Origin of the sequence: Micromonospora haikouensis, assembly GCF_000876225.1 — a bacterium.
GTDB lineage: Bacteria > Actinomycetota > Actinomycetes > Mycobacteriales > Micromonosporaceae > Micromonospora > Micromonospora haikouensis.
The window spans coordinates 72,282-97,778 of the sequence record NZ_JXSX01000002.1 but is presented as its reverse complement, the minus strand read 5'-3'; the positions used below and the strand labels follow the sequence as shown (position 1 = coordinate 97,778).

Here is a 25,497-nt window from a genome sequence, read left to right as displayed (position 1 = left end):
CCCGCGACGGCACCCCGCCGGTCCCGCCCGGGACGGCATCCGCGCGGCACACTAGGGAGCTGAGTCGTCTACGACATCGCCCGGCCAGTGAGTCGTCTGCGACATCAGCTCCCTAGCGGGCGCGGACCACATCAGCCCCCTGGCGCGCGCGGACCACATCAGCCCCCTGGCGGGCGCGGACCACATCAGCCCCCTGGCGGGCGCGGACCACATCAGCCCCCTGGCGGGCGCGGACCACATCAGCCCCCTGGCGCGCGGACGACACCCGCCACGCGCGCAATCCGACCGGCGGGCCCCATCCGGCGCACAAAAAAGTCAGGCTTGACTGTTTGTTTTGGCGGCGGCACGCTGACCGGGTGACCGCCGCACCGACCCGCGTCCCGCAGCAGGAGCGCAGCCGCGCCACCCGGGCCCGGCTGCTGGAGGCGACCGTCGAGTGCCTGGTCGAGCACGGCTGGTCCGGCACGACCACCACGGTCGTCGCGACCCGGGCCGGGGTGTCCCGGGGTGCGCAGCTGCACCACTACCCCACGAAGGCCGCCCTGGTCACCGCCGCCGTCGCGCACCTGGCCCAGCGCCGGGCCGACGAGCTGCGCACCGAGGCCGAGGCGCTGCCCGCCGGGCCGCAACGGCTCGACCGGGTGATCGACCTGCTCGGCGCGGCGTTCACCGGCCCGCTCTTCGTGGCCGCTCTCGAACTCTGGGTCGCCGCCCGCACCGACGCCGAGCTGCGCGCCGCCCTGGTCCCCCTCGAACGGCAGGTCGGCCGGGAGATGCACCGGCTGACCGTGGCGCTGCTCGGCGTCGACGAGCGCCGCCCCGGCGTCCGCGAGGCCGTGCAGGCGACCCTCGACCTGCTGCGCGGGCTCGGGGTGGCCAACCTGCTCAGCGACGACTCGGCCCGCCGTGCCGCCCTGCTCACCACCTGGAAGCGCCAGCTCGCCACCCTGCTCACCCCCTGACCGGCCCGCCCCACCGGCCCACTGGAGGCATGATGGTCGACCTTACGAACCTGCGCAGTCGCCGCGTGAGCGCGCCGCTGCGGGTCGGCAACGCGTCCGGCTTCTACGGCGACCGGGCCACCGCGTGGCGGGAGATGCTCGACGGTGGCGAGCTGGACGTGCTGACCGGCGACTACCTGGCCGAGCTGACCATGCTGATCCTCGGCCGGGACCGGCTGCGCGACCCCGCCCTGGGGTATGCGAAGACGTTCCTGCGTCAGCTCGAGGGGTGCCTCGGCACGGCGCTGGAGCGCGGGGTGCGGATCGTGACCAACGCCGGCGGGTTGAACCCGGCCGGTTTGGCCGCCGCGATCGGGTCGCTCGCCGACCGGCTCGGCCTCACCGCCCGCATCGGGTACGTCGAGGGCGACGCCCTGCCCCGCCCCGACGCGCTGACCGCGAACGCGTACCTGGGTGCCTTCGGGATCGCCGCGTGCCTCGACGCCGGGGCGGACGTCGTGGTGACCGGCCGGGTCACCGACGCGTCCCTGGCGGTCGGGCCGGCGATCGCCCGGTACGGCTGGGGGCGCGACGACCTCGACGCGCTGGCCGGGGCGACCGTGGCCGGGCACCTCATCGAGTGCGGGGCGCAGGTCACCGGCGGCAACTTCAGCTTCTTCACCGAGCTGCCCGACGGCGGGCACCGCCCCGGCTTCCCGATCGTCGAGATCCACCCGGACGGCTCCTCGGTCGTCACGAAGCACCCGGGCACGGGCGGCGCGGTCACCGTGGAGACGGTCACCGCCCAGCTGTTGTACGAGGTGGGCGGCCCCGACTACCTGGGCCCGGACGTGGTGACCCGGCTGGACACGGTCGAGCTGACCGCCGACGGGCCGGACCGGGTGCGCGTCGCCGGGGTCCGGGGCACGCCCCCGCCGCCCACCCTCAAGGTGGGGGTGAACAGCCTCGGCGGGTTCCGCAACTCGATGACGTTCGTCCTGTGTGGGCTGGACATCCCGGCGAAGGCGGCCCTGGTCCGGGGCCAGCTGGAGGCGGCGGTCGGCCCGGCGGGGCTGGAGTTCGTGCTGGCCCGTACCGACCACCCGGACGCGAGCGACACGGAGGCGGCGAGCGCGCTGCTGCACGTACACCTGCGGGACGGCGACAAGGCGCGGGCCGGGCGGGCGTTCTCGGCCGCCGCCGTGGAGCTGGCACTGGCCTCCTACCCGGGCTGCACGCTGACCACCCTGCCCGGCGACGCGACCCCGTACGGGGTGTTCACCGCCGACGCCGTGCCGCAGGACGCGGTGGAGCACGTGGCCGTCCTGCCGTCGGGCGAGCGGGTGCCGGTCGCTCCCCCGCCGGTGACGTGCTTGCAGGGGCCCCCTGTGCAACAGGATGCGTCAACAGGGGGCCCTTCCTTGCACCCGCAGCGCGCGGAGCAGCCGCAGCCTCAGCGCACGCGGCGGGGGGCGCTGGGCGAGGTGGTCGGGGCGCGCTCCGGCGACAAGGGCGGCGACGCGAACCTGGGCGTCTGGGCGCGTACCGATGCGACCTGGGCGTGGCTGCGCGGCTGGCTGACGGTCGAGCGGCTGGCCGAGCTGCTGCCGGAGACCGCCCCGCTGACCGTCCAGCGGCACGAGCTGCCGAACCTGCGCGCGGTGAACTTCGTGATCCGGGGGCTGCTCGGGCAGGGCGTGGCCGCGTCGACCCGATTCGACCCGCAGGCGAAGGCGCTGGGCGAGCTGCTGCGCTCCCGCGTCGTCGACCTGCCGACGGAGGAGATGGGGCGGTGACCACACTGGACAGCGCGCTCGACCCGGCCGCGCCGGCCTTCCGGGCCAACCGGGAGGCCCTGCTGGAGCGGCTCGCCGAGCTGGAGGCGGCCCTCGACAACGCCCGCGCGGGCGGCGGCGCGAAGTACGTGGCCCGCCACCACCAGCGCGGCAAGCTGCTGCCCCGGGAGCGGATCGAGCTGCTGCTCGACCCGGACAGCCCGTTCCTGGAGCTGTCGCCGGTCGCCGCGTACGGGACGGACTTTCCCGTCGGGGCCAGCGTGGTCACCGGGATCGGCGTCGTCGAGGGCGTGGAGTGCCTGGTCGTCGCCAACGATCCGACGGTACGCGGCGGCGCGGTCAACCCGTGGTCCCTCGCGAAGACCCGGCGGGCCGGGGAGATCGCCCTGGCCAACCGGCTGCCGATGGTCAACCTGGTGGAGAGCGCCGGGGCGGACCTGCCCACCCAGGCGGAGATCTTCATCCCGGGCGGGCGGGTGTTCCGCGACCTGACCCGGCTCTCGGCCGAGGGCATTCCCACGGTCAGCGTGGTGTTCGGCAACGCCACGGCCGGCGGCGCGTACGTGCCCGGGATGTCCGACCACGTGATCATGATCCGGGACCGGTCGCAGGTCTACCTGGCCGGGCCGCCGCTGGTGCGGATGGCGACGGGCGAGGTCACCGACGACGAGTCCCTCGGCGGCGCGGCCATGCACGCCACCAGGTCGGGCCTGGCCGACTTCCTCGCGTCCGACGAGCGGGACGGAATCCGGCTGGCCCGGCAGTGCGTCCGCCGGCTCAACCGGCGCAAGCAGGGCCCGCCGCCGCGCACCGCGTTCCCCGCGCCGCCGAAGCACGACCCGGAGGAGCTGCTCGGCGTCGTCAGCGCCGACCTGAAGGTGCCGTTCGACCCGCGCGAGGTCCTCGCCCGGGTGCTCGACGGCAGCGAGTTCGACGAGTTCAAGCCCGCGTACGGGACGGCGCTGGTCACCGGGTGGGGCGAGCTGCACGGCTACCCGGTCGGGGTGCTCGCCAACGCCCGGGGCGTGCTGTTCAGCGAGGAGGCGCAGAAGGCGGCCCAGTTCATCCAGCTCGCCAACGCGGCCGACACCCCGCTGGTCTTCCTGCAGAACACCACCGGCTACATGGTCGGCACGGAGTACGAGCAGCGCGGCATCATCAAGCACGGCGCGCTGATGATCAACGCGGTGTCGAACTCGAAGGTGCCGCACCTGACGGTCAACCTGGGGGCCTCGTACGGGGCCGGCAACTACGGCATGTGCGGGCGGGCGTACGAGCCAAGGTTCCTGTTCACCTGGCCGAACGCGAAGTCGGCGGTGATGGGGCCGGCGCAGTTGGCCGGCGTGCTGTCGATCGTGGCCCGGCAGGCCGCCGCCGCCCGGGGGCAGGAGTTCGACGAGGACTCCGACGCCGCCATGCGGATGATGGTCGAGCAGCAGATCGAGTCCCAGTCGGGGGCGCTGTTCCTCTCGGGCCGGCTCTACGACGACGGGGTGATCGACCCCCGGGACACCCGTACCGTCCTCGGGCTCTGCCTGTCGGCCATCCACAGTGGACCTGTCAAGGGCGCGGCCGGCTTCGGCGTCTTCCGGATGTAGGGGGCTGCTTTCATGATCACCCGTCTGCTGGTCGCGAACCGGGGCGAGATCGCCCGGCGCGTCCTCGCCACCTGCCGGGCGCTCGGCGTCGCCACGGTCGCCGTGCACTCCGACGCCGACGCCGACGCGCCGTTCGTCGCCGAGGCCGACCTCGCCGTACGCCTGCCGGGGAACGCGCCCGCCGAGACGTACCTGCGGGTCGACCTCATCCTGGACGCGGCCCGCCGCACCGGCGCGGACGCCGTGCACCCCGGCTACGGCTTCCTCGCCGAGAACGCCGAGTTCGCGGCGGCGGTGACCGACGCGGGCCTGACCTGGGTGGGCCCGCCCGCGAAGGCGATCGCCGCGATGGGTGACAAGGTGGCGGCGAAGGCGCTGCTGGCCGACGCGGGCGTGCCGATGCTGCCCACCTGGACCGATCCCGACGAGATCACCGACTTCCCGGTCCTGGTCAAGGCGTCCGCCGGGGGCGGCGGGCGCGGCATGCGGATCGTCGCCGACCCGGCCGGCCTCGCCGAGGCCGTCGCTTCGGCGCGGCGGGAGGCGGCGGCGGCGTTCGGCGACGACACGGTCTTCGTCGAGCGGTACGTCGAGCGGGGCCGGCACGTCGAGGTGCAGGTCTTCGGCGACACCCACGGGACGGTCGTGGCGCTGGGCGAGCGGGACTGCTCGATCCAGCGCCGGCACCAGAAGATCGTCGAGGAGGCCCCGGCGGTCCTGCCGGACGGGGTGCGGCAGCGGCTGCACGCCGCGGCCGTCGCCGCCGCCCGCGCGGTCGGGTACGTCGGCGCGGGCACGGTCGAGTTCCTGCTCGCCCCGGACGGGCAGTTCTTCTTCCTGGAGATGAACACCCGCCTCCAGGTGGAACACCCGGTCACCGAGGCGGTCACCGGGCTGGACCTGGTGCGCCTGCAACTGCTGGTCGCCGAGGGCGGGCCACTGCCGCTGGCGGCGACCCCGCCGCCCGACGGCCACGCCATCGAGGTACGCCTGTGCGCCGAGGACCCGGCGCGCGACCACCGGCCGGCGACGGGCGTCCTGCACCGGTTCGCGGTGCCGCAGGTGGCGGGCGAGTTCGCCCCGACGAAGGGGCTGCGCCTCGACTCGGGGGTGGCGGACGGCTCGACGGTCGGCGTGCACTACGACTCGATGCTGGCGAAGCTGGTCGCCTGGGCGCCGACCCGGGCGGAGGCGACCCGGCTGCTGGCCGGCGCGCTGGCCCGCGCCGAGCTGCACGGGGTGACCACCAACCGGGACCTGCTGGTCCGGGTGCTGCGCAGCCCCGCGTTCGGGGCGGCCGAGGTGGACACGGGCTTCCTCGACCGGCACCCCGACGTGTTCGCCCCGCTGCTGCCCGCCGACGAGCTGCCGCTGGCCGCCCTCGCCGCCGCGCTCGCCTCGGCCGCGGCACGTCGGGCGGCGGCCCCGGTGCTCGCCGGGCTCCCCTCCGGCTGGCGCAACGTGCCGGCGTTCCCGCAGGTCACCCGGTACGCGGGACCGGGCGGCGACGAGATCGAGGTCCGCTACCGACTGGACCGCACCGGCGCACTCGCCGACTGGGTGGTGTCGGCCGGCGGCTCGGCTTCGCCCGCCGAGGGCTCGGGGCCGCCCGCCGCCCCTTCCCTCCCGCCCAGCGTGGTGCTGGTCGCCGCCGCCCCGGACCGGGTGGTCCTCGACGTCGACGGCGTGCGGCGCGCGTACTCCGTACACCAGGTGGGGTCGCAGGTCTTCGTGGACGGCCCGGACGGGGCGGCGAGCCTCACCGAGCTGCCGCGCTTCCCGCTGCCCACGGCGGAGCTGGCGGCCGGGTCGCTGCTCGCGCCGCTGCCCGGCGCGGTGACCCGGGTGCACGTCGAGGTCGGCCAGCGGGTCGCCGCCGGTGACCTGCTGCTGACCCTGGAGGCGATGAAGCTCGAACACCCCGTGCTCGCCCCCGCCGACGGCGTGGTCGCCGAGCTGCCGGTGCCGGCCGGCGGCCAGGTCGACACCGGCGCCGTGCTGGCCGTCGTCACCACCCCCGAGGAGACAACGTCATGAACTTCGACCTCACCGACGAGCAGGAGCAGCTCCGCGACGCCGTCCGGGCGTTGGGCCGAAAGTACGGTCACGGCTACTTCGTGGAGAAGGCGAAGGCCGGCGGGCACACCACCGAGCTGTGGGAGGAGGCCGCCCGGCTCGGCTACCTCGGCGTCAACATCCCCACCGGGTACGGCGGCGGGGGCGGCGGCATCACCGAGCTGGCCATCGTCTGCGAGGAGCTGGCCGCCGCCGGCTGCCCGCTGCTGCTGCTCGTGGTCTCCCCCGCCATCGTCGCCACGATCGTCACGAGGCACGGCACCGAGGAGCAGCGCCAACGGTTCCTGCCCGCCATGGCCGACGGCACGCTGAAGGTGGTCTTCGCGATCACCGAGCCGGAGGCCGGGTCCAACTTCCACCGGCTCGGCACGGTGGCCCGCCGCGACGGCGACGACTGGCTGCTGACCGGCCGCAAGTGCTACATCTCGGGCGTCGACGAGGCGCAGTACGTGCTGGTGGTGGCCCGCACCGAGGACGCGGCGACCGGAAAGCTCAAGCCGGCGCTGTTCCTGGTGCCGACCGACGCCCCCGGGCTGACCCGGTCCAAGCTGGACATGGAGATCGTCTCCCCGGAGAACCAGTTCATGCTCTACCTCGACGACGTGCGGTTGCCCGCCGACGCCCTCGTCGGCGGGTCGCTCGACGCCGGCCTGCCCGCCCTGTTCGCCGGGCTCAACCCCGAGCGCATCACGGTGGCCGCGATGGGCGTCGGCACCGGCCGGTACGCGATCGAGCGCGCCAGCGAGTACACGGCCACCCGCAAGGTGTGGGGCGGCCGGAGCATCGGCACCCACCAGGGCGTGGCGCACCCGCTCGCGCACGCGGCCGTGCAGGTGGAACTGGCCCGTCTCATGATCTACAAGGCGGCCACCCTGTACGACGCGGGGCGCGACCTGGAGGCCGGCGTCTCCGGCAACATGGCCAAGTACGCCTCCGGCGAGGCCGCCGCACTCGCGGTCGACACGGCGGTGCAGGCGCTGGGCGGCGCGGGCATGACCACGGAGTACGGCGTGGCAACCCTGCTGGGCGCGGCAAGGGCGGGGCGGATCGCCCCGGTGAGCCGGGAGATGATCCTCAACTTCGTCGCCCAGCACGTCCTAGGCCAGGACAAGTCCTACTGAATCCTGCGCCGCCGCCGGCCCACCGTCTCGTCCCGCCTCGGTGATCAAGAGGTTTGTGTCATCGACGAGATCAACTTTGACGCTCTTCTCCTGATCACGACGTAGGGGGCAGAGCGTCGCGGGGCGGGGCAAGAAATCGATAGATCGACAGGTATAGCATCGCTGGACATCGCCGGTCCGCCGCTGCCCACCGGTTGCCGGACCGGTCCTGCCCGCCTCGCCAGGAGACCCCGGAGGAACGATGCACCTCAGGTTCGCCCGTACGGCAGCAGCCGTCGTCCTCGCGCTCGGTGCCGCCGTCGCGCCGGCCACCGCCGCCAGCGCCCACCCCGACGGCGACTGGGTCAGCGTCTACCCGCCGATCCAGGACTCCTCGACCTGGGACCGCTTCGGGGAATCCGGCCCCGCCTCCCACCACATCGTCTTCGGCAACTGGGGCTACACCAACGACTGGGCGGTGGACATCTACCGCAGCCCCGGTGGCACCATCGTCTCCCCCTTCGGCTCCAAGACCGCGTCCGGCCACCCGGTCGCCGTCACGGTCGTGACCGTCCGGCCGGGTTGCGCCACGGGCAACCTCGCCGACGGCGGCTACCGCATCGGCCTGGAGGCGCGGGACACCACGACCGGTCAGGTCCTCGCTCGCGCGGACGTCATGCACGTCAACAACAAGCCCGGCGGCATCGCCGTGGGCGCGACGGTGGGGCCGTGGACCAAGCTCGGCGAGACCGGCCGGTTCCGCTATTCGAGTTGCTACCAGGTCAACGGCGACAGCGGCGCCCACGTGCACCTTGAGGTGATCAACCAGCACCGGTACTCGTGCTACATCGCGCGCGGCGCGAACACCGGACTGGGCGACGAGACCGTGATCGGCCGCGCCGGCGTCCACTACACGGGCCAGCGCCAGGCCTGCTGACCCCGGATCCCGCTGGCAATCTTGGTACGGAAGGGCCCCTCTGGGGGCGCTTTCGTACCAAGATTCGGCTGCAGTCGGTGGCCTGCGGCGTCGGCCAGGGCTGACGTCACCAACCGCGGGTGCGCCACTCCTCCAGCGACGGGCGCTCCGCGCCGAGCGTGGTGTCGCGGCCGTGGCCCGGGTAGACCCACGTGTCGTCCGGCAGCCGGTCGAAGACCTTCGTCTTGACGTCGGTGAACAGCGAAGCGAAGTCGTCGGCCTTGCCGAAGGTGTTGCCGACTCCGCCGGGGAAGAGCGAGTCGCCGGTGAACAGGTGCGGGTGGCAGGCCGGATCGTCGTACAGCAGGGCGACGCCGCCGGGCGTGTGGCCCGTCAGCCGGATGACCTCGAGGGAGATCTCGCCGCAGCGGATGACGTCGCCGTCTTCCACGGGTACGTCGGTCGGGACCGTGATGCCGTCCACGTCGGGTGCGCCGGCGTAGGTGCGCGCCCCGGTCGCCGACACGACGTCGGGCAGGCCGTTCTCCCAGTGGTCCCAGTGATCGTGGGTGGTCACCACCGCGTCGAGCCGCCCGCCGCACAACTCCAACAGCCGTTCCGGCTCGTTCGCCGCGTCCACCATCAACTGCGCACCCGTTGCGCGGCAGCGCAGCAGGTAGCAGTTGTTGTCGCCCGGCCCGACCGAGATCTTGCTCAGGGTCAGTGCCGTCAGCTCGCGTACCCCGGGGGCTGATCCGTCGTATTCCGCCATGATCGGAATGTAGCCCGGTCAGCCGGATCCCGGGGTACGTCGTCCGGCGCGGTCAGCTCACCGGCACGGCGGCGTCGCGCAGGCTCCAGAAGTTCGAGCGGTACTGGTCGTGGATGGTCGCCGACTGGATCCGCAGCAGCGCCTCGTCGTTCTCGCGGAGCGCGGCGTTGGAGTAGTTGTGGCTGCCGGTCACCGCCCACTTGGTGTCCTTCTGCCCGTCGTACGTTCCCTCGATGAGCATGTACTTCGAGTGCACGATGTAGTCGCCGGTGATCTGGTACAGCTTGATCCGGTCGTGCCCGGAGAGGATGTTGCGCACGTCGGTGTCGGTCTCGGTGTAGACGACCTCCACCCAGCACTTCTGGTCGGCCAGCTCGCGCAGCTTGGTCGCGATCGGGTTGCGGCTGAAGTGCCACATGCCGATGCGGATGATCGTGCGGCCGGTCTCGGTGCCCGTCGAGGTGTTCCCCTCGCAGGTGACGTTCTCGTTGAGCATGTTGTAGATCGTGTCGGTGTCCTGGGTGGTGCCGGCGCGGGGGAAGAAGTAGGACTTCGCGGTGCCGCTGGACGTCGTCCGGTAGTAGTCGTTGTTCTTCACCTGCGCGGCGAGGTCACCGTGGTAGGTGACGTAGGAGTTGTAGACGGCGGTGTTGCCGACGATCGTGACCGCGTTGTTCCAGTACCGCTCGGCGTTGTCGTTGGTCAGGTTGGCCGAGCTCTGCACCAGGACGTTCGTCGACCCGAGGGTGTCGGAGAACAGGAAGAACTTGTTGTGCATGATCGGCGTGTTCAGGTTGCCGATGCAGGCCCGGTCGGTGGTGCAGACGGTCACCCAGGAGGCGGCGGCCCGGTTCGTCCCGAGCTTGGCGATCAGGCCCGTCACCGCCGGGTAGGAGCGGGACTGGCTGTCGACCACGACCCGCACGTTCACCCCCCGGTCGTACGCGGCCGACAGGTCGTTCGACACCCGGGTGAGCGTGAAGTGGTACATCGCCACCCGGATCGTGGACCCGGAGGCGGCACCCTGGATCAGCCGCTGCACGTGCTCGACGATGGCGTACTGCTGACTGGCCACCGTCGGGTTGTTGAAGACCGCGCCGGAGGTCACGGCCGCGACCGCCGGCGTGGCCGGGGCCAGGAGCGCGGCGGCGGCGAGGCTACCCGTGACGATCAGCCCGACGGTACGACGTAGAAGCATGAGAACTCCTCGGTGGCAGGGCGGCCGGCTCCCCGGCCGTCGCGAACCGGAACGCCCAGTATGCCTACGCTGCGCACATTCTCCGCAACTCCCCGCGACCACTTTCGACACTGGCGACGGGCGCTCCCACACCCGCTGTTCCCCACCGAGGCGTGACGCAGCGCAACCATCTCACCCGACGCCACCACCCCAGCGAGCCCCTTTGCTCTGCACCCACCTACGCACCGGATCACGCAGCGCAACCCGCCGTCACATCCTCCTGCGTTCTCGTTCTCGCCTAGAACCAGCTCATGACAGGTGTTGCGGATAGGGGTGCAGAGCAAAGGGGACGGGAGGCGCCCAGCGAGGTCGAAGGAACGTGACGAAGAGTCAGATCAACCGCTCAGCGGACCCGGGCCGCGCAGCTATCACATACCGTGATCGCCGCCCGGCGAGTCCAGGGGTCGCAGTGGCGTCGCCTCGGCCGGCAAACTGGGGGGTCAGCCGGTGACCCGGCAGGCGGCGTCGATGCGGTGCACCGGGCGGACTCGCCGCCCCAGCGCCTCCAGCAGCGAGTCCTCCACGTGGAAGTCGCGCACCCGCAGCCGGTGCCGGGGCAGCTCCCCCTCGCTCGGGCAGAGCACCTGCGCCTTCACCTGGTCGATCGGCACGTACCGGACGCCGCCGTGTTCCTGGAGCAACACCATGCTCACGTCGTCCACGACGACGACGTGGCCGCGCACGTCCTCCGTCGTGTCGGGCGCGGTCTGCACGGTGGTGACGGTCAGCGGCAGCACCGGCGTGCTGATCACCGGCAGCGCCGCCCAGACCAGCATGGCCAGCACGGCGGCCTGGGTGATCGAGGCCAGCGGCCGGATCACCGCGCCGGGCAGCGGGCCGGCGATGGCGAGCGCGAGCACCGGCGGCACGACGAAGAGTGCCACGACCAGCGGTTCGCCCTGCTGCCAGGCGTCGAGCAGGGTCGGTGCGAGCAGGAACAGCCAGCCGCCGAGCAGGGCCGCGACGATCAGCACCCGCGCCGCGGCCAGCTCGTGCAGGCGCTCGGGGCGGAGCTGGAACGCGGCGGCGAACGCGGGCAGCAGCAGCGGCAGGTAGAGGATCTGCCAGGTGGTCAGGGCGAGCAGGAAGCTGGTCAACACGAACCAGGTCGGGGTGAGTTCCGCCCAGCGGGCGAAGAGCGGGCGGCGGTGCCCGGGCAGCCGGTCGACGCTGACGCCGAGCACCGCGCCGAGGGCGAACACCGCGACCAGCCCGGTGGCGAGCAGCCTGGCGGCCGTGGTGAGGAACCCGGCGAGCAGGTTGACCGGCCCGACGTTGGCGACCAGCAGCAGGGTGGTCTGGAGTTCGCCGCCGGCCTCCACGCCGAGCCGCAGCACCGAGAAGACGGCGGGCACGGCCACCACGACCGCCCAGAACGACTGGCTGGCGCGGGCCCGGCGCTCGGCCGCGCCGGAGCCCGGTGCGTGCACGTCGTCGCCTCCGGTGGCCACCGGCGCGGTCATGAGGGGCGGACCTTGTCGTCGAAGTCGACCAGCTCCGGGACGTCCAGCGTCGGCGGCTGGGTCTTCGGCTGCCGCAGCCACGGCCCGAGGGTCCGGTGGTAGGCGGTGAGCCAGGGACTGCTCTGCCCGCTGCGCCCCTGCTGGTAGCTCTTGTCGAGGAAGAACGCGACGAGGTCGCGCAGCGCCGGGTCGCTGATCGGCACCCCGACGCCGATCTGTTCGCTGGTGCCGAAGGGCATGTCGACGACCGTGAAGTCCTTCGGGTGCCGGGAGAGGAACCCGGCGAGAATGGTCTCGTCGGAGCTGACCGCGTCGTACCGCCCCGCGAGGATGCCCTCGACGCAGTCGCCGACCTCCTTGACCACGAACACCCGGATCTGGTGCCTGCCCAGCTCGGCCTCGGTGGTCGAGCCGCCGCTGGTGCAGACCTTGTAGCGGGGGTCGCGCAGGTCCTCGATCGTGCGGATGCTGTCCCGGAGCCGGTTGGGGACCATCGCCTCCTGGGTCGTCACCAGGTACGGGCCGGCGAAGCTGACCAGCTTCGCGCGCTCCTCGGTCATCGAGAAGGTGGAGACCACCAGGTCGACCGACCCGCCCTGGAGGGCGGGGATGCGGTCCTCGGTGGACACCGGAACCCACTCGATCCGGTGGTCGCCCGCGTAGCCGAGCTGGGCGGCGATGTACCGGGCGATCTCGATGTCGAAGCCGGCGTAGGTGCCGTCGCGCAGCTCGCCCATCAGCGGGCCGACCGTGGAGACGCCGATCCTGATCGTCGGCTGGCCGTAGATGTGCGTCTCGCGCAGCTTGTCGTTGACGGACGGGATCCGGGGCTCCTGCCGGCTGTCGCAGCCGGCGGCGGCCGCGAGCAGCAGGGTCAGCGCGACTGCCAGGGTGGTGGCGACGGAGCGGACCCGGGACCGGGTGAGGAACTGGTTCATCGGCGACCTCGCTGACCCGTGCAACTGCGGGACACCGACAGTAGCCAAAGGGATCCATTCCCGTGGTCACCCGTCCGACGGGCCCGGGGGCACGGCGGGCGCCCGATCGCCCGCCGTGCCCCCGGGTGTCCTCAGCGGACGGTCAGCGTGCCGACCGCCGGCAGCGGGGCGACCACCGGGGGCAGCCGCTTCGGCTCGCCCCGGGCCGGCGCGGCCCGCCGGGCCAGGTCGTCCTTGGTCGCGGCGACGCGGTCGCCGGCCGCACCGGCGGCCGGCTCGGCGAAGGGCTGGACGTCGCCGACGCAGACCTTGCCCTTGGCCGGCAGCGTCCCCTTGAGCAGGTACGCCTCGATGGCGCCGGTCGCGCACGCCGAGGTGCCGTAGGCGGTGTGGCCCCAGTTGTCGCTGCTGAGCAGGCGGCTGTTCGGCAGCAGCGCCGCCGACGTGACCGCGCCCTGGTAGTTGGTCGCCGGGTCCCAGTAGTTGCCGACCACCAGCACCGGTGCGCTGGTGCGCTTGTCGAACGACCCCGTGTAGGCGTCCTCGTCGCGCACCGTCCAGGTGTTGCGGGCGCACGGCGAGGTGGCCCAGGCCCAGAGCCGGCCGAAGTAGGGCGCCCGCGCGTCCTCCTTCGCGGCCAGCGCCGGCCAGGAGCCGGCGTCCTTCGGGTGGTACGCGTCGGTGCAGTCCACCCCGAGGAAGGTCTCCAGGCTGTTGTTGTACGGGAAGTCGTACCTGCGGCGGGCCTGCTGGGTCGCGGCGGTGGCGGCGCGGTGGGCGAGCGCCGTGCGGGCCTCGGCGCGGCGGGCCGCCGTGGCCGTCGCCGGGTCGGTGAGCACCAGCAGGTCGGCGGTGATGCCGACGATGTCCGAGTAGCCGTAGGGCGAGTAGAGCCCGCTGAGCATCGCGCCGACGTAGTCGGCGTAGCTGACCGGGTACGTCTCCCCGGTGTCCGGGTCCTCGATGACCAGCGGCTTCTTGCGCAGCCGCTTCGCCACGGTCTCGACGGCGGCGACGGGGTCACCGGCGGCGAGCGGGCAGGCCTGCGGGCCGGCGGAGGCGCAGCGCTTCAGGATCTCCCGAAGCGCCGCGTACGCGCCGTCGGCGCTGGCCAGCCGGGTCTCCTGGAGCTGGTTGCGGGCCTTGCCCTGCCCCACCCACGCGTTCGGGTTGAGCACGCCGTCGACGACGACGGCCCGGACCCGGTCGGGGAACATGTTGGCGTAGTACTGCCCGAGGGCGGTGCCGTAGCTGAAGCCGAGGTAGCTCAGCTTCTTGTCACCGACGGCCCGGCGCAGCACCTCCATGTCCCGGGCGACCTCGGCTGTCGACATGGCGCCGGTGAGCGGCTTGCCGGTGCTGGAGCACGCCTTGCCGATCGCCTTCGACGAGGCGACGTACGCCTGCTCCTCGGCCTTCGTCCACGGGAAGGCCACGTTCAGCCCGGCGTACGCCTTGGTCTGCTCCTTGACCGACGGGAAGCACCTGACGTTCTCGCTGGCGGCGACGCCGCGCGGGTCGACGCCGACGATGTCGAACCGGTCGAGCAGGTCGTCGCCGAGGAAGTACGGCGCGGCGAGCGCCAGGTCGGTGCCGGAGCCGCCGGGGCCGCCCGGGTTGACGAAGAGGCTGCCGATCCGGTTCTTCTGGTCGCGTGCCTTGACCCGCAGCACGGCCACCTCGGTGGTGGCGCCCTTCGGCTTGTCGTAGTCGAGCGGGAGCTGCACGGTGGCGCACTCGGCGGTGCCGTAGCAGGCGTACCAGTCGAGCTTCGGCGTCGGCACGCTGTCGACGCGCCTGGCCTCGACGGGGTCGGTCCGGTCCGAGGTGGCCGGACGACCGAAGCCGGCGGTGGTCGGTGCCGCGCCGGCCGGCGCGATGGCCGTTCCGGCGAGGACGATCCCCGCGATTCCTGCTGCGGCGAGAGACCGGGTTGTGCGTGGCATTCGGCTGCCTTCCGGTGGGGAACAGGACGTGTCGGGGCATCCCCGACCCCCGTCACTCTAGGGACCGAGGCCAACGAACACCGCCCGGAAAATGCCCAGCAAAGGGTCGTTTCCCCGACTGATGTAACGAATTTCGCCACTTCGACGCTGCGCCGTCACCCGTCCACTGGGGAGCGAGCGCCGCCGCGACGGGCGGGCGTCGGCAGCTCGGACGGGCCGGCGGGGCGGGCGGCCCGCAGGGCCGGTGACCGGGGGGCGGCGGTTGACAGGGCGGCCGGCTCCGCCATCCTTGACGGGTGACCCGAATCCCTCGGCCCGACGTGCCCGTCGTGGCGGTCGCCGCGTCGCTGGCGGCGGTCGCCCTGCTGGTGGCGCTGGTCTGGTGGCAGCCGCGCAGCATCGTGGCGGTGGTGCTCGCCCTGCTCTGCGTCCTGCTCGTGATGATCGCCGGGGTGTCGGTGACGGAGGGGCGGCACCGCCGCGAGGAGGCCCGCGAACGCGGGGGCGACGAGCCGGCGCAGTGGTCGGGGCAACCCGTGGCCCGGCTCAGCGACGTCGACGCCGACACCCTGGAGGCGCTGGACAGCCGCGACCTGCGGGCCATGCGGGAACGCCGCCAGGGCGCGAACGGGTTCAGCGACCGGTGAGGGTGGGCTCGTACAGCCCGTCGACGCCGCGCCCGGCCAGGCACCGGAACGTCCGGTCCGGGCCGTCCGCCGCCGGCGGCAGCACCTCCAGCCGCCAACCGCTGGTGTACGCGATCCCGCTGGTCAGCCGGAACGTCACCGGGCTGCACACCTGGCGCACCTGCGGGTCGGCGGCCACCTCGTCGTGCGCGGCGTCGACCAGGGCGGCGGGCAGCTCGCCCTCGGCGTATGCCTCCCAGGTGTGCCGGCCGTCGCAGGGCAGTCGGGGCGCGTCCGCCCGGGTGCCGCGCACCCGCATCGGCCCGTAGCACTGCAACTCGGCGACGCACCGCGCGCCCGCCGGCAGCTCGGCCGGGCCCGCCGACCCGGAGACGCAGCCCGGCAGGGCCCCCCACCTGCTGGCGGTCGTCGTGCCGCCCACCGTGACGACGGGGGTGGGCGTCGGCGTGGCCGGCGCGCTGCCGGCGACCCAGGCCCCGGCGCTCGCCGAGGCGGCCAGCGCGAGTGCCCCGGCGCCGCCGAGGAACCAGCGTCGCCGCCAGCGACGCCCGGACGTCACCGGCTCGGTGGGATGGTCGTGGTCCACCGGGGGGCGCGGGGCGGCGCGGCCCGGCTGGCCGGTGCCGTAGAGGCCGCCGGAGGTGGACGGGCCGCCGGTGACTCCCGGCTGGCTGGTGCCGTAGAGGCCCCCGGACGTGGACGGGCTGCCGGTGGTGGTGCCCGTCGGGCCGCCGGACGTGGGGCCACCGGAGACCGGGGCGCCGCTGACGGGCGCGCTGACCGGGTCCAGCGGCAGGGCGGCGAGCAGGCCGCGCAGCTCGATGGCGGACGGGCGGGCCCCCGGGTCGTTGGACATGCCGGCCCGCAGCACGTCGACCAGTTCCTCCGGCACCCCGGGCAGCCCGGGGATCGGCTGGTGGAACATCTCCAGCACGGTGACGAGGCTGGGACTGCGCTCGGACTGCCAGCGGGGCGGCCGGCCGAACATGACGGCGTAGAGGGTGGCGCAGAGCGCGTAGACGTCGACGGCCGGCGACGGCGGGCTGTGGTTGAACATCTCCGGCGGCGCGTAGGCGGGGGTGAGCACCTCCAGGGTCACCGTCGGGTCGCGCACCTCGGCCAGCACCGCGAGCCCGAAGTCGGCCAGCACCGCCGGGTTGAAGTGGGAGTGCAGGATGTTCGCCGGCTTGACGTCGCGGTGCAGGACGCCGTTGGCGTGCGAGTGGGCCAGCGCATCGGCGATCTTGACGCCGAGGTCGCGGGTCTCCGCCGGGCCCAGGGGCGAGGTGCGCATCCGTTCGGCGTACGACCCGTCGCACAGCTCCATGATCAGGTAGGGGTGCCGGTCGACGGTGACGCCGACGTCGAAGAGGTCCACCACGTGTGGGTGGGACGACATCCTCCCGGCGGCCCGCGCCTCGCGCAGGAACCGGGCCTGGTCCCGCTCGTTGTCCAGGGTGCGGTTCTCGACCTTGACCGCGACCTCCCGCCCGACGGAGATCTGGGTGGCCCGGTAGACGGTCGCGTACCCTCCCCGGGCAAATACCTCCAGATCGGTCAGACCAGGCACGATGGGCAGCCGCAGGGCGCCGGGCGGGGTGTCGGTCACTGCTCGAAAATACCTAACCGGTCCGGTGACTCAGCGGTCCGCGCCCGCAGACCGGGAGGCGCCGTCCGCCGACGCGGCTGCCGGACGCCCGCTGTCCGCCGCCGCCGGCACCCGCCGCCCGGGCTCCGCCGCGTCCGGCGCGGCGGCCGCACGGCGGGCGTCCAGGTGCAGCGCCACGGCGGTGGCGACCGCGCCCAGGCCCTCCCAGAGCGCCACCATGAAGAACCGCCCCGGCGCGACGTCGGCGAGCACCACGATGGTGAAGACGGTGAACGTGACCAGCCGGAAGACGACCGTGAACCGGTAGAAGGCCCGCCACTCGGTGGCCGTGGCCAGCAGGTAGTAGACCCCCATGTTGAACGACGCCATCGCCGACGCCGTCAGGAACGTGCCGGTGTAGTCCCCGGCGGCCCGGCTCTGCGGCACCTCGAAGCCGAGCATGCGCAGCTGCGCCTCCGGCCAGAGCAGCCCGAGCGCGCCCATCAGCAGCGCCAGGACGCCGAAGACCGCGATCGTCCAGCCGGCACTGGAGCGGGGCAGCCTCATCACGCCTCCCGGGGACGGGCACGGCGGCCCCACAGTGGACCGCCTCATGGGATGCCACCGTAGTCGCTACCGCCGACACCCGCATCGGCGGAACCGACAGGATCGCCGCCCTACCCCCGCAGGCGCACGCGCAGCGCGTCCGCCGCGAGCCGTTCGCTGCGCTGCTCCGTCGCGTACGCCAGGCGTACCGCCTCCTCGGCCCTGGCCAGCGCCTCGGCGGGACGCCCGCAGGCGGCCAGCGCCTCGGCCAGCACGCTCACGGCGATCACCTGGCTGCGCACGTCCTCGGCGGGGACGGCCACGGCCCGGTGCGCCCAGTCCAGCGCCTGGTCGAGCTGGCCGTGGGCGAGCAACGCGGAAGCGTACCGGGCCATGGTCTGCTGGCGGGAGAACAGCAGCGAGGGCGCGTTCGCGGCGGCGGTGGCCACCGGGGCGAGCAGCCCCACGGCGGTCGCCGGGTCACCGGCGGCGAGCCGGGCGGTCGCCAGCAGCACCCGGGGGCCCACCTGGGCGGGGGCCTGCGGGTTGTGCGGCTCGACGGCGGTCAGCACGGCCCGCGCCGACCGTTCGGCGGTCTCGCAGTCGCCCAGGTCCAGCGCCACGAAGCCGCGCAGCGTGCCGGCCATCCCGGTGAGCAGCGGGTGCGAGGTCCGCTCGGCGTACGACATGGCGTCGGCGAGCAGGTCGGCGGCGTGCTCCGGCTCGCCCAGCCCTCGGGCGACCACCCCCCGCGCCACCAGGGCGAAGCCCCGCCCCCAGTCGTCGGAGACCTCGGCGAAGTCCCGGTACGCCCGGCGGGCCGCCCCGTCGGCCTCGCTCAGCTCGCCCAGCTCCGCCCCGGCGAACGCCTCGACGGCGCGCAGCGTGCCGACGGCCCACGCCTCGCCGACCCGCTCCCCGAACGGCAGGAAGACCCGCGCCAGCCGGCGTGCCTCGCGCAGCCGGCCGGCGAGCAGCCGGGCGAACGCGGTGGTGCCGCGCAGCCACGCCCGCCCGTACGGGTCCTTCAGCTCGGCGAAGAGCCGGGCGGCCCGGCCCAGCACGGCGTCGGTGCCGGCGAAGTCGCCGCGGGTGGTGGTTACCCAGGCCAGGTTCTGCAACGACCACGCCTGGCCGCGCCGGTCCTGAGCGGTGAGGCTGACCTGGTACGACGCGGCGAGCCGGCTGCTGGCCTGGCCGAGCCGACCGGCGATGAAGTCGGCCATGCCGAGCCGGCGCATCGCCGAGGCGCGCAGGTTGGGCAGCCCGCCGACGCCGGCCACCTGCAACGCCTCCTGCCAGCAGGCCACGGCCCGGCCCTGGTCGCCGAGGGTCTGGTGGGCCTGCCCGGCGAGCAGCAGGGCGCTGGCCCGGGTGCCCGCGTCGTCCCCGGCGTTGGCGGCGATCTTCTCGGCGTAGGCGAGCGCGTCACCGGGCCGGCCGACCTGGAGCAGCGCGCGGGCGTGCACCACCCGGTCGGCGGCGGGCAGCCCGTCGCGGGCCAGCTCGGCGGCGCGTTCGGCGTACTCGACGGCGGCGGCCGGCTCCCCGGCCTGCAGGGACCGGCGGGCGGCCCGGCCCAGCGCAGCCACGCCCAGCGGCGCGACGGTGCGGGCCGGCGCGTCCGGGCGCAGCTTGACGGCGTCGGCGAGCGCGGCGGCCCGCTCGACGTGCTCGGCGACGAACGCGTCCCGGGCGGTGTCGGTGAACCCGCCCGGCGCGGCCGACCCGTCGGGGGCGGCCCACCGGGCCAGCGCCGCGTGCCGCTCGGCCAGCTCGGCCTTGCTCACCCCGGAGTACGCGGCCTCCCGCATCAGTGGGGTGGCGAACGCGTACCCGGTGCGGGTGCGGTGCAGCATCCGGCGTTGCAGCAGTTCCTCGACGGCCCGGTCCAGCTCGACGGCGACCACGGCGGCCGGTCGGCCGTCCCGCCCGGCGCGCTGCTCGCGCAGCGCCTCCAGCGCGCCGTCGGGCACGGTGTCGCCGACGACGGCGGCGTCGCGCAGCACCGACCGGGCGTCCGGCGGCAGCGCGTCGATGCGCGCGGCGAGCACGGCGGCGAGGTCGCGGGAGAGCAGCCGGCTGCCCAGCGAGCCGGGGGCGAGCCGCCAGCCGGAGTTGGCCGGGGCGGACCGGTCGGCCACGGCGGTCAGCGCGCCCCGCTCCATGAGCAGGGTGACCAGCTCGGCGAGGTAGAACGGGTTGCCCTGGGCGGTGGCGAGCAGCCGGTCGGCGTCGGGCTGCGGCAGCTTCCCGCCGCCGAGATAGCTGGTGAGCAGCCGGGCCGCGTCGGCGCCGCGCAGCGGGGGCAGGGCGTGCACCTCGGCGTCGGCGACCCGGGTCAGCGCGCCGGCGGTGCGGACCAGCTCGGGGCGGCCGAGCAGCAGCACCAGCACCGGGCCGGCGATGCGGGACAGGGTGACCCCGAGGGCGCGGATCGTCTCGGTGGTGGCGTCGTGCAGGTCGTCGACGAGCACCACCAGCGGCGCCTCGGCGGCCAGGGCGCTGAGCAGGTCGGCGACCGCGTTGGGCACGGCGTCGGCGTCGGCGGGCTGCTGCGCGCCGCCGCCCCACTCGCCCTGGTCGGCCGGGCTGCCGGCGGGCAGGTCGGCGTACCCGAGCAGGGCCAGCAGCTGGTCGGCGGCGACCGGCGGGGCGTCGTCGCCGAGCCGGCCGATGCGCTGGTTGAGCCGGCGCAGCCGCTCCTCGACGGCGGGCCGGGTGAGCGCGGTGGCCGCGTCGTTGGGCAGGCCGACGGCGGCGCGGACCAGGTCGGCGAGGGGCGCGAGCCGGCGGCGTTCGCCGAACGCGGCGCAGCGCACGGACAGCACCCGGGCGCCGGTGTGCGCGGCGTACCGGCCGGCGCCGACGTCGTAGCCGGCGGCGAGGCGTTCGACCTCGGCGGCGAACCGGGACTTGCCGATGCCCGCCTCGGCGGTCATCAGCAGCACCCGGGGCTCACCCCGGTCGATGACCTCGGCGAGCCGGCCGGCGACCCGGCCGATCTCGGTCTCCCGGCCGACGAACGGCGCCTCGTCGCCGAGGCCGGATCGGGTGCCGGGGGCGTCGAGGAGGCCGAGCAGCTCGTACGCCTCGACGGGTTCCCGCTTGCCCTTGAGCCGCAGCGGGCGCAGTGCCCGCCAGGACGCCACGTGCCGGGTGGCGGCGGAGGTGCGCGCCCCGGCGTAGACGGCGCCGACGGCGGCGGCGTCGGCGAGCCGGGCGGCGGTGTTCACGGTGTCGCCGATGACCGTGTATTCGATGGCCGCCTGGATGCCGGCGATGACGTCGCCGGTGTTGAGGCCGACGCGCAGGCCGAGCGGCGCGCCGCCGCCCCGCTCGTCGTCGAGCACCCGGCGCACGGCCCGCTGCATGGACAGGGCGGCGCGGACGGCCCGCTCGGCGTCGTCCTCGTGGGCGACGGGCGCGCCGAAGACGGCCATGATCCCGTCGCCGGTGAGCTTGTCGACGTGCCCGCCGAACGTCTTGACGGCCCCGGCGAGGGCGGCGAGCACCCGGTCGGTGACCGCGCCGACGCGTTCCGGGTCGAGGTCCTCCGACCAGGAGGTGAAGTCGGACAGGTCGCCGAAGAGCACGGTGACGACCCGCCGTTCGGCGGCGGGCAGCGTGGCGGCGGCCGGCAGCGCGGCTCCGCAGTTGTGGCAGAACCGGGCCCCCGGTACGGCGACCGTCCCGCAGACGGGGCAGGTCACGGCCGGTCCGCCGGTTCGGGGGGCACCCCCAGGTAGTCCAGCTGCGCGCGGACCGACCACTCGGCCGCCCACCACAGCGACCGGTCGACGTCCGCGTACACCCGGGCCACCACCTCGGGCGCGGTCCGCGCGCCCTCGGCGACCGCCTGCCGCACCTGGTCGAGCCGGGCGCGGCGGTGGGCGAGGTAGAACTCGGCGGCGACGCCGCAGTCGGCCAGCGCCGGGCCGTGGCCGGGCAGCGCCGGGATCCCCCGGTACGTCGAGAGCAGCTCCAGGCTGTCGAAGTATGCCCCGAGCTGCCCGTCGGGGTGGGCGACGACGGTGGTGCCCCGCCCGAGGATGGTGTCGCCGGTGAGCACCACCCGCTCGTCGCCGCGCTCGACGAGGAAGCAGACGGAGTCGGCGGTGTGCCCGGGGGCGGGCAGCGCCCGCACGGTGAGGCCGGCGGCGTGCAGGACGGCGTCGGCGGCCAGCGGCGGACCGCCGTGGCTGTGTGCGGGGTCGACGGCCCGCACGGGCGCTCCGCCGAGCAGCTCGCGCAGCCGGGGCGAGCCCTCGGTGTGGTCGGGGTGCCCGTGGGTGATCAGCACCGTGGCGACCGGGGTGTGGGCGGCGATCGCCGCCAGGTGGCCGTCGTCGGCGGGCCCCGGGTCGACGACCAGCGCGGGTTCGCCGGGCCCGGCCCGCAGCACCCAGGTGTTGGTGCCGTCGAGGGTCATCGGCCCCGGGTTCGGTGCCCGCAGCAGGGTCACCCATCCCGGCAGCTCGTCAGCCAGCGCGGCCACGGCCGCCGTGATGTGCCCGGTCATGCCAGCGATCGTACGACTCCCCCCGCCACTCCCCGCGATCTTGCACTTGCGGCCCGGGTTTCGTGCCTCTACGCGGCTTTCGCCGGGGCCCGAAGTGCAAGATCGCGGGGGTGGGGTGCGGGTCAGGCGACCTCGACGATCAGCTCGACCTCTACCGGGGCGTCCAGCGGGAGTTCCGAGACGCCCACCGCGGAACGGGCGTGCCGGCCCGCCTCACCGAAGACCGCGCCGAACAGGTCGGACGCGCCGTTGATCACGCCGGGCTGGCCGGTGAAACCGGGGGCGCTCGCCACGAAGCCGGTCACCTTGACGACCTTGACCACGTTCTCCAGGCCGACCAGCGCGTCGACGGCGGCGAGGCCGTTCAGCGCGCACCGCTGCGCCAGGTCCTTGGCCTGCTCGGCGGAGACCCCCGCGCCGACCTTGCCGGTGGCCAGCAGCTTGCCGTCGGCCATCGGGAGCTGACCGGAGACGAAGACGTGCTGCCCGGACTGCACGGCCGGCACGTAGCTGGCCACCGGGGGCACCACCTCGGGCAGCGTCAACCCGAGCTCGGCGAGCTTCGCGTGCGGCCCGTTGCCCACGCCGCTCACGCCTTCGGCCGCTTGAGGTACGCGACGAGCTGCTCCGGGTTGGGGCCGGGGACCACGGAGACGAGTTCCCAGCCGTCCTCGCCCCAGTTGTCGAGGATCTGCTTGGTCGCGTGGACCAGCAGCGGGACGGTCGAGTATTCCCACTTCTGCATCGGTGCGGGGCTCCCTAGGAGGCGGCGACTGTTTCGGCCCCCAGCCTACGATCCGGCGGGACCGCCCGGCGCGGGACGCTGCTCCGGGGCGATCGGCGGCTCGCCACAGGGGCCCTCGTGGTCGTACCGCTGGGGGCAGCGCGACCGGTCCGGCAGCAGCAGGTCGCAGAAGACCCGGTGCCGGTTGTTCTGGTCGTCGGCCGTCGAGACGGTGGTCTCCCCGGCGTCCAGCTCGGGCAGGAAGCCGAGCGAGACCGCCACGCGCCCGGCCAGCGCGGTCGCCGTCGCCAGGTCGGGCACCCGGATCGGCAGGTGGATGACGTAGCCGGTCTCCTCCTCGTCGCGGGGGCGCTCGGCGGGCCGGCTGAGCGTGCGCAGCATCTCCCCCGGGTCGGTGAGCCGGCGGTAGGAACGCTCGTTGAACGGCAGGCCGGTGACCGGGCCGTCCTCGCCGGCGGGGCCGGCCCCGGCGCGCCGGGCGCAACCGGTCTGCGGCGGGAACTGGGCTCGGGAGATGTTGTCGGTGTCGCGCATTACTGCCTCCGGGCCTCGCACCTGATCACGTCGTCACCATCCGGCTCGGGCCATCCGCCGATCCGCCCCCGCGTCGGCACGAACGTAGGACCGTTTTCGGACAGGGACAACGGGACGCGCATGATCAGGCACCGAAAGTCACATATGCGACAGATTGCGGTCCGGTACTGGATGGCGCCGAACGTGCTTCCGTGATCGACGTGTCGGTCGGGCCGCCCGGGGCCCCACCCTGGGCCGGGTTCACCGTTACCCTTCCCGTCGGACGGGTCACGCGGGCCCGGCCGCCTCCGCACCCGCCTTCGCTCGACCAGCGCTCGCGTCCCACCGGGACGACGACGCGCCGCACCCCCGGGGGACCGACATGACCCAACCGCCCAACGGCGGCGCCACCGGATCGCCCAGCGGTCCGCCCTCCGGCGACCACACGCCCGGCCCACCCGTCGGGCCGGTCTCCCCCGCCCCGGCCGGCACCGGCCCGTTCGGCGCCCCGGCCGGACCCGCGCCGTTCGGCGCCCCGACGGCCCAGCCCACCCCCTTCGGCGGCCCGTCGGGCCCGGGGGCAGGCGCGATCCCGCCGCCCCCACCGGGATACCCGCCCTACCATGCCCCGGTCGCGCCGAAGCAGCGGCGGGGCGTGCTCGTCGCCTCGATCGTGGCGGTCCTGGCGCTGCTGCTCTGCGGCGGTGGCGGTGCCGCCGCGTTCTTCACCCTGCGCAGCACGGAGAGCGGCGAGGGCGCGAAGGAGCCGGCGGTCGCCGTGGAAAACTTCCTCACCGCCGTCTACCGGGAGCGGGACGCCCGCAAGGCGGCCGGCTACGTCTGCGCCGCCGCCCGCGACGACCGGAAGATCACCGCCAAGGTCACGGAGCTGAAGCGGTACGCCGAGCAGTACTCCGACGCCCGGTTCCGCTGGACCAGCCCGAAGGTGGACAACCAGACCGGCGACCGGGCCACCGTCACCACCAGGGTGACCATGACGACCTCCGACGAGAAGGTCGCCGACCAGGACCTCCGCTTCACGGTGGTGCAGAAGACCGGCTGGTGGGTCTGCGAGATCGCCTGACCGGACGACCCGACCGAGGGGCACCGGCCGGGTGGATAGGCTCGACGGGTGCGAGCAGCTGAGCGGCCGGCCGACCCGGCCCCCACGCAGTGGCCGGCGCGCCTGAACGTCGTGACCGGCAAGGGCGGCACCGGCAAGACCAGCGTGGCGGCGGCGCTGGCCCTGGCGCTGGCCGCCGACGGCCGGCGCACCCTGCTGGTCGAGGTCGAGGGGCGGCAGGGCATCGCCCAGCTCTTCGGCACCGAACCGCTGCCGTACGCCGAGCGGCACCTCACCGACGCCCCCGGCGGCGGGGAGGTGCGGGCCCTCGCGGTGGACGCCGAGGAGGCCCTGCTGGAATACCTCGACATGTTCTACAAGCTCGGCGCGGCCGGCCGGGCGCTGCGCAAGCTCGGCGCGATCGACTTCGCCACCACCATCGCCCCCGGCCTGCGGGACGTGCTGCTCACCGGCAAGGTCAAGGAGGCGACGACCCGCAAGGCCGGCCAACGCCGGGCGTACGACGCGGTGGTGCTGGACGCCCCACCGACCGGGCGGATCGGCCGGTTCCTCAACGTCACGGCGGAGACGGCCCGGCTCGCCAAGGTCGGCCCGATCAAGACCCAGAGCGAGGGGGTCGCCGCGCTGCTGCGCTCCCCGATGACCGCGGTGCACGTGGTGACGCTGCTGGAGGAGATGCCGGTCCAGGAGACGGTGGACGCCGTCGCCGAGCTGACCCAGCTCGGCTTCCCGGTGGGGCGGGTGATCGTCAACGCGGCCCGTCCCCCGCTGCCCGCCGGCCGGCCGGTGACCGCCGCCGAGCTGCGGCGCGGCCTGCTCGCCGCCGGGCTGCCGGCCGACCGGGACACCGTCGCCGGGCTCGCCGCCGAGGCCCGGGACCAGCGGGTCCGCCGGGAGCTGGAGGACTCGCTGCGCGGCGACCTGGCCGAGCTGGGGCTGCCCCTGACCGAGCTGCCGCTGCTGCCCGAAGGGGTGGACCGGGCGGGGCTGGCGGAGCTGTCCCGGGCGCTCGTGCGGGCGGATTGACTCACACTGGCGGCCGGCACGGCGCGGAGACCGCGCCCAGCCC

Annotated in this window: 22 protein-coding genes; 9 read left to right on the top strand and 13 right to left on the bottom strand. The window is 74.3% G+C overall.

The genetic code is table 11. The features are described 5' to 3' along the window. Nucleotides 1-112: 112 nt before the first annotated feature. A complete protein-coding gene (locus TK50_RS35710) occupies nt 113-238 on the bottom strand; it encodes a hypothetical protein (RefSeq protein ID WP_158499183.1) in 126 nt (41 codons plus the stop codon). A gap of 118 nt (nt 239-356) precedes the next feature. Here TK50_RS35710 and TK50_RS17015 point away from each other — a divergent pair, with 118 nt between their 5' ends. The 6 genes from TK50_RS17015 (at nt 357) to TK50_RS16990 (ending at nt 8,448) form a co-directional block, all read left to right on the top strand. Then, nucleotides 357-962 (top strand): TetR/AcrR family transcriptional regulator, encoded by a 606-nt coding sequence (locus TK50_RS17015; protein WP_043964950.1) that lies wholly within the window; start codon nt 357-359, stop codon nt 960-962. 65 nt (nt 963-1,027) lie between these two features. Then, nucleotides 1,028-2,737 carry an acyclic terpene utilization AtuA family protein gene (locus TK50_RS17010; RefSeq protein ID WP_043964949.1) on the top strand — a complete coding sequence of 570 codons (1,710 nt, stop codon included), beginning with the start codon at nt 1,028-1,030 and terminating at the stop codon, nt 2,735-2,737. After that, on the top strand, nt 2,734-4,335 hold the full coding sequence (locus TK50_RS17005; protein ID WP_043964948.1) for an acyl-CoA carboxylase subunit beta: 1,602 nt from the start codon (nt 2,734-2,736) through the stop codon (nt 4,333-4,335). The genes TK50_RS17010 and TK50_RS17005 overlap by 4 nt, the downstream gene beginning before the upstream one ends. A gap of 12 nt (nt 4,336-4,347) precedes the next feature. Then, nucleotides 4,348-6,372 carry an acetyl/propionyl/methylcrotonyl-CoA carboxylase subunit alpha gene (locus TK50_RS35450; RefSeq protein ID WP_043964947.1) on the top strand — a complete coding sequence of 675 codons (2,025 nt, stop codon included), beginning with the start codon at nt 4,348-4,350 and terminating at the stop codon, nt 6,370-6,372. Next, nucleotides 6,369-7,532 carry an acyl-CoA dehydrogenase family protein gene (locus tag TK50_RS16995; protein ID WP_043964946.1) on the top strand — a complete coding sequence of 388 codons (1,164 nt, stop codon included), beginning with the start codon at nt 6,369-6,371 and terminating at the stop codon, nt 7,530-7,532. Before TK50_RS35450 ends, TK50_RS16995 begins: the two co-directional genes overlap by 4 nt. Nucleotides 7,533-7,773: 241 nt before the next feature. Then, nucleotides 7,774-8,448 carry a hypothetical protein gene (locus TK50_RS16990; protein WP_199486086.1) on the top strand — a complete coding sequence of 225 codons (675 nt, stop codon included), beginning with the start codon at nt 7,774-7,776 and terminating at the stop codon, nt 8,446-8,448. A 106-nt stretch (nt 8,449-8,554) separates the two neighbouring features. Here the strand turns inward: TK50_RS16990 and TK50_RS16985 are convergent, their stop codons facing one another. The 5 genes from TK50_RS16985 to TK50_RS16965 form a co-directional block, all read right to left on the bottom strand. After that, entirely contained in the window at nt 8,555-9,199 is a 645-nt protein-coding gene (locus tag TK50_RS16985) for an MBL fold metallo-hydrolase (RefSeq protein WP_043964945.1), read from the bottom strand. A 52-nt stretch (nt 9,200-9,251) separates the two neighbouring features. Further along, nucleotides 9,252-10,397 carry a phospholipase D-like domain-containing protein gene (locus tag TK50_RS16980; protein WP_052503858.1) on the bottom strand — a complete coding sequence of 382 codons (1,146 nt, stop codon included), beginning with the start codon at nt 10,395-10,397 and terminating at the stop codon, nt 9,252-9,254. Nucleotides 10,398-10,876: 479 nt separating this feature from the next. Beyond that, a complete protein-coding gene (locus tag TK50_RS16975) occupies nt 10,877-11,899 on the bottom strand; it encodes a hypothetical protein (RefSeq protein WP_043964944.1) in 1,023 nt (340 codons plus the stop codon). Then, complete coding sequence (locus TK50_RS16970; protein WP_043964943.1) at nt 11,896-12,837, bottom strand: transporter substrate-binding domain-containing protein; 942 nt, start codon at nt 12,835-12,837, stop codon at nt 11,896-11,898. The genes TK50_RS16975 and TK50_RS16970 overlap by 4 nt, the downstream gene beginning before the upstream one ends. Nucleotides 12,838-12,968: 131 nt before the next feature. Then, nucleotides 12,969-14,783 carry an alpha/beta hydrolase gene (locus TK50_RS16965; RefSeq protein WP_043964942.1) on the bottom strand — a complete coding sequence of 605 codons (1,815 nt, stop codon included), beginning with the start codon at nt 14,781-14,783 and terminating at the stop codon, nt 12,969-12,971. Between the two features lie 296 nt (nt 14,784-15,079). Here TK50_RS16965 and TK50_RS16960 point away from each other — a divergent pair, with 296 nt between their 5' ends. Beyond that, on the top strand, nt 15,080-15,430 hold the full coding sequence (locus TK50_RS16960; RefSeq protein ID WP_144420315.1) for a hypothetical protein: 351 nt from the start codon (nt 15,080-15,082) through the stop codon (nt 15,428-15,430). Here the strand turns inward: TK50_RS16960 and TK50_RS16955 are convergent. The 7 genes from TK50_RS16955 to TK50_RS16930 form a co-directional block, all read right to left on the bottom strand. Continuing rightward, entirely contained in the window at nt 15,417-17,039 is a 1,623-nt protein-coding gene (locus TK50_RS16955) for a serine/threonine-protein kinase (RefSeq protein WP_043964941.1), read from the bottom strand. The genes TK50_RS16960 and TK50_RS16955 overlap by 14 nt on opposite strands. 30 nt (nt 17,040-17,069) lie before the next feature. Beyond that, nucleotides 17,070-17,585, bottom strand: a complete 516-nt coding sequence (locus TK50_RS16950) for a hypothetical protein (RefSeq protein WP_043964940.1) — start codon at nt 17,583-17,585, stop codon at nt 17,070-17,072. 110 nt (nt 17,586-17,695) lie between these two features. After that, nucleotides 17,696-21,277: an adenylate/guanylate cyclase domain-containing protein gene (locus TK50_RS16945; protein WP_043964938.1), complete on the bottom strand. Its 3,582-nt coding sequence runs from the start codon at nt 21,275-21,277 to the stop codon at nt 17,696-17,698. Further along, nucleotides 21,274-22,086 carry an MBL fold metallo-hydrolase gene (locus TK50_RS16940; protein ID WP_043964936.1) on the bottom strand — a complete coding sequence of 271 codons (813 nt, stop codon included), beginning with the start codon at nt 22,084-22,086 and terminating at the stop codon, nt 21,274-21,276. Before TK50_RS16940 ends, TK50_RS16945 begins: the two co-directional genes overlap by 4 nt. A gap of 122 nt (nt 22,087-22,208) precedes the next feature. Further along, on the bottom strand, nt 22,209-22,670 hold the full coding sequence (locus tag TK50_RS16935) for a RidA family protein (RefSeq protein WP_043966380.1): 462 nt from the start codon (nt 22,668-22,670) through the stop codon (nt 22,209-22,211). A 5-nt stretch (nt 22,671-22,675) separates the two neighbouring features. Further along, nucleotides 22,676-22,831, bottom strand: coding sequence for a Sp36 family protein (locus tag TK50_RS33725; RefSeq protein WP_018222171.1), 156 nt, complete (start codon nt 22,829-22,831; stop codon nt 22,676-22,678). 45 nt (nt 22,832-22,876) lie between these two features. Next, a complete protein-coding gene (locus TK50_RS16930; RefSeq protein ID WP_043964934.1) occupies nt 22,877-23,365 on the bottom strand; it encodes a hypothetical protein in 489 nt (162 codons plus the stop codon). 361 nt (nt 23,366-23,726) lie between these two features. Here TK50_RS16930 and TK50_RS16925 point away from each other — a divergent pair, with 361 nt between their 5' ends. Both TK50_RS16925 and bagA read left to right on the top strand, forming a co-directional pair. Further along, entirely contained in the window at nt 23,727-24,428 is a 702-nt protein-coding gene (locus TK50_RS16925) for an Rv0361 family membrane protein (RefSeq protein WP_043964932.1), read from the top strand. Between the two features lie 48 nt (nt 24,429-24,476). Further along, nucleotides 24,477-25,454 carry an ATPase BagA gene (bagA, locus tag TK50_RS16920; protein WP_043964930.1) on the top strand — a complete coding sequence of 326 codons (978 nt, stop codon included), beginning with the start codon at nt 24,477-24,479 and terminating at the stop codon, nt 25,452-25,454. The last annotated feature ends 43 nt before the right edge of the window (nt 25,455-25,497 follow it).

Coding starts and splice junctions, on each gene's coding strand:
- TK50_RS35450 (WP_043964947.1), top strand. CDS start 4,348: ATGATCACCCGTCTGCTGGTCGCGAACCGGGGCGAGATCGCCCGGCGC.
- TK50_RS16995 (WP_043964946.1), top strand. CDS start 6,369: ATGAACTTCGACCTCACCGACGAGCAGGAGCAGCTCCGCGACGCCGTC.
- TK50_RS16990 (WP_199486086.1), top strand. CDS start 7,774: ATGCACCTCAGGTTCGCCCGTACGGCAGCAGCCGTCGTCCTCGCGCTC.
- TK50_RS16985 (WP_043964945.1), bottom strand. CDS start 9,199: ATGGCGGAATACGACGGATCAGCCCCCGGGGTACGCGAGCTGACGGCA.
- TK50_RS16980 (WP_052503858.1), bottom strand. CDS start 10,397: ATGCTTCTACGTCGTACCGTCGGGCTGATCGTCACGGGTAGCCTCGCC.
- TK50_RS16975 (WP_043964944.1), bottom strand. CDS start 11,899: ATGACCGCGCCGGTGGCCACCGGAGGCGACGACGTGCACGCACCGGGC.
- TK50_RS16970 (WP_043964943.1), bottom strand. CDS start 12,837: ATGAACCAGTTCCTCACCCGGTCCCGGGTCCGCTCCGTCGCCACCACC.
- TK50_RS16965 (WP_043964942.1), bottom strand. CDS start 14,783: ATGCCACGCACAACCCGGTCTCTCGCCGCAGCAGGAATCGCGGGGATC.
- TK50_RS16950 (WP_043964940.1), bottom strand. CDS start 17,585: ATGAGGCTGCCCCGCTCCAGTGCCGGCTGGACGATCGCGGTCTTCGGC.
- TK50_RS16940 (WP_043964936.1), bottom strand. CDS start 22,086: ATGACCGGGCACATCACGGCGGCCGTGGCCGCGCTGGCTGACGAGCTG.
- TK50_RS33725 (WP_018222171.1), bottom strand. CDS start 22,831: ATGCAGAAGTGGGAATACTCGACCGTCCCGCTGCTGGTCCACGCGACC.
- TK50_RS16930 (WP_043964934.1), bottom strand. CDS start 23,365: ATGCGCGACACCGACAACATCTCCCGAGCCCAGTTCCCGCCGCAGACC.
- TK50_RS16925 (WP_043964932.1), top strand. CDS start 23,727: ATGACCCAACCGCCCAACGGCGGCGCCACCGGATCGCCCAGCGGTCCG.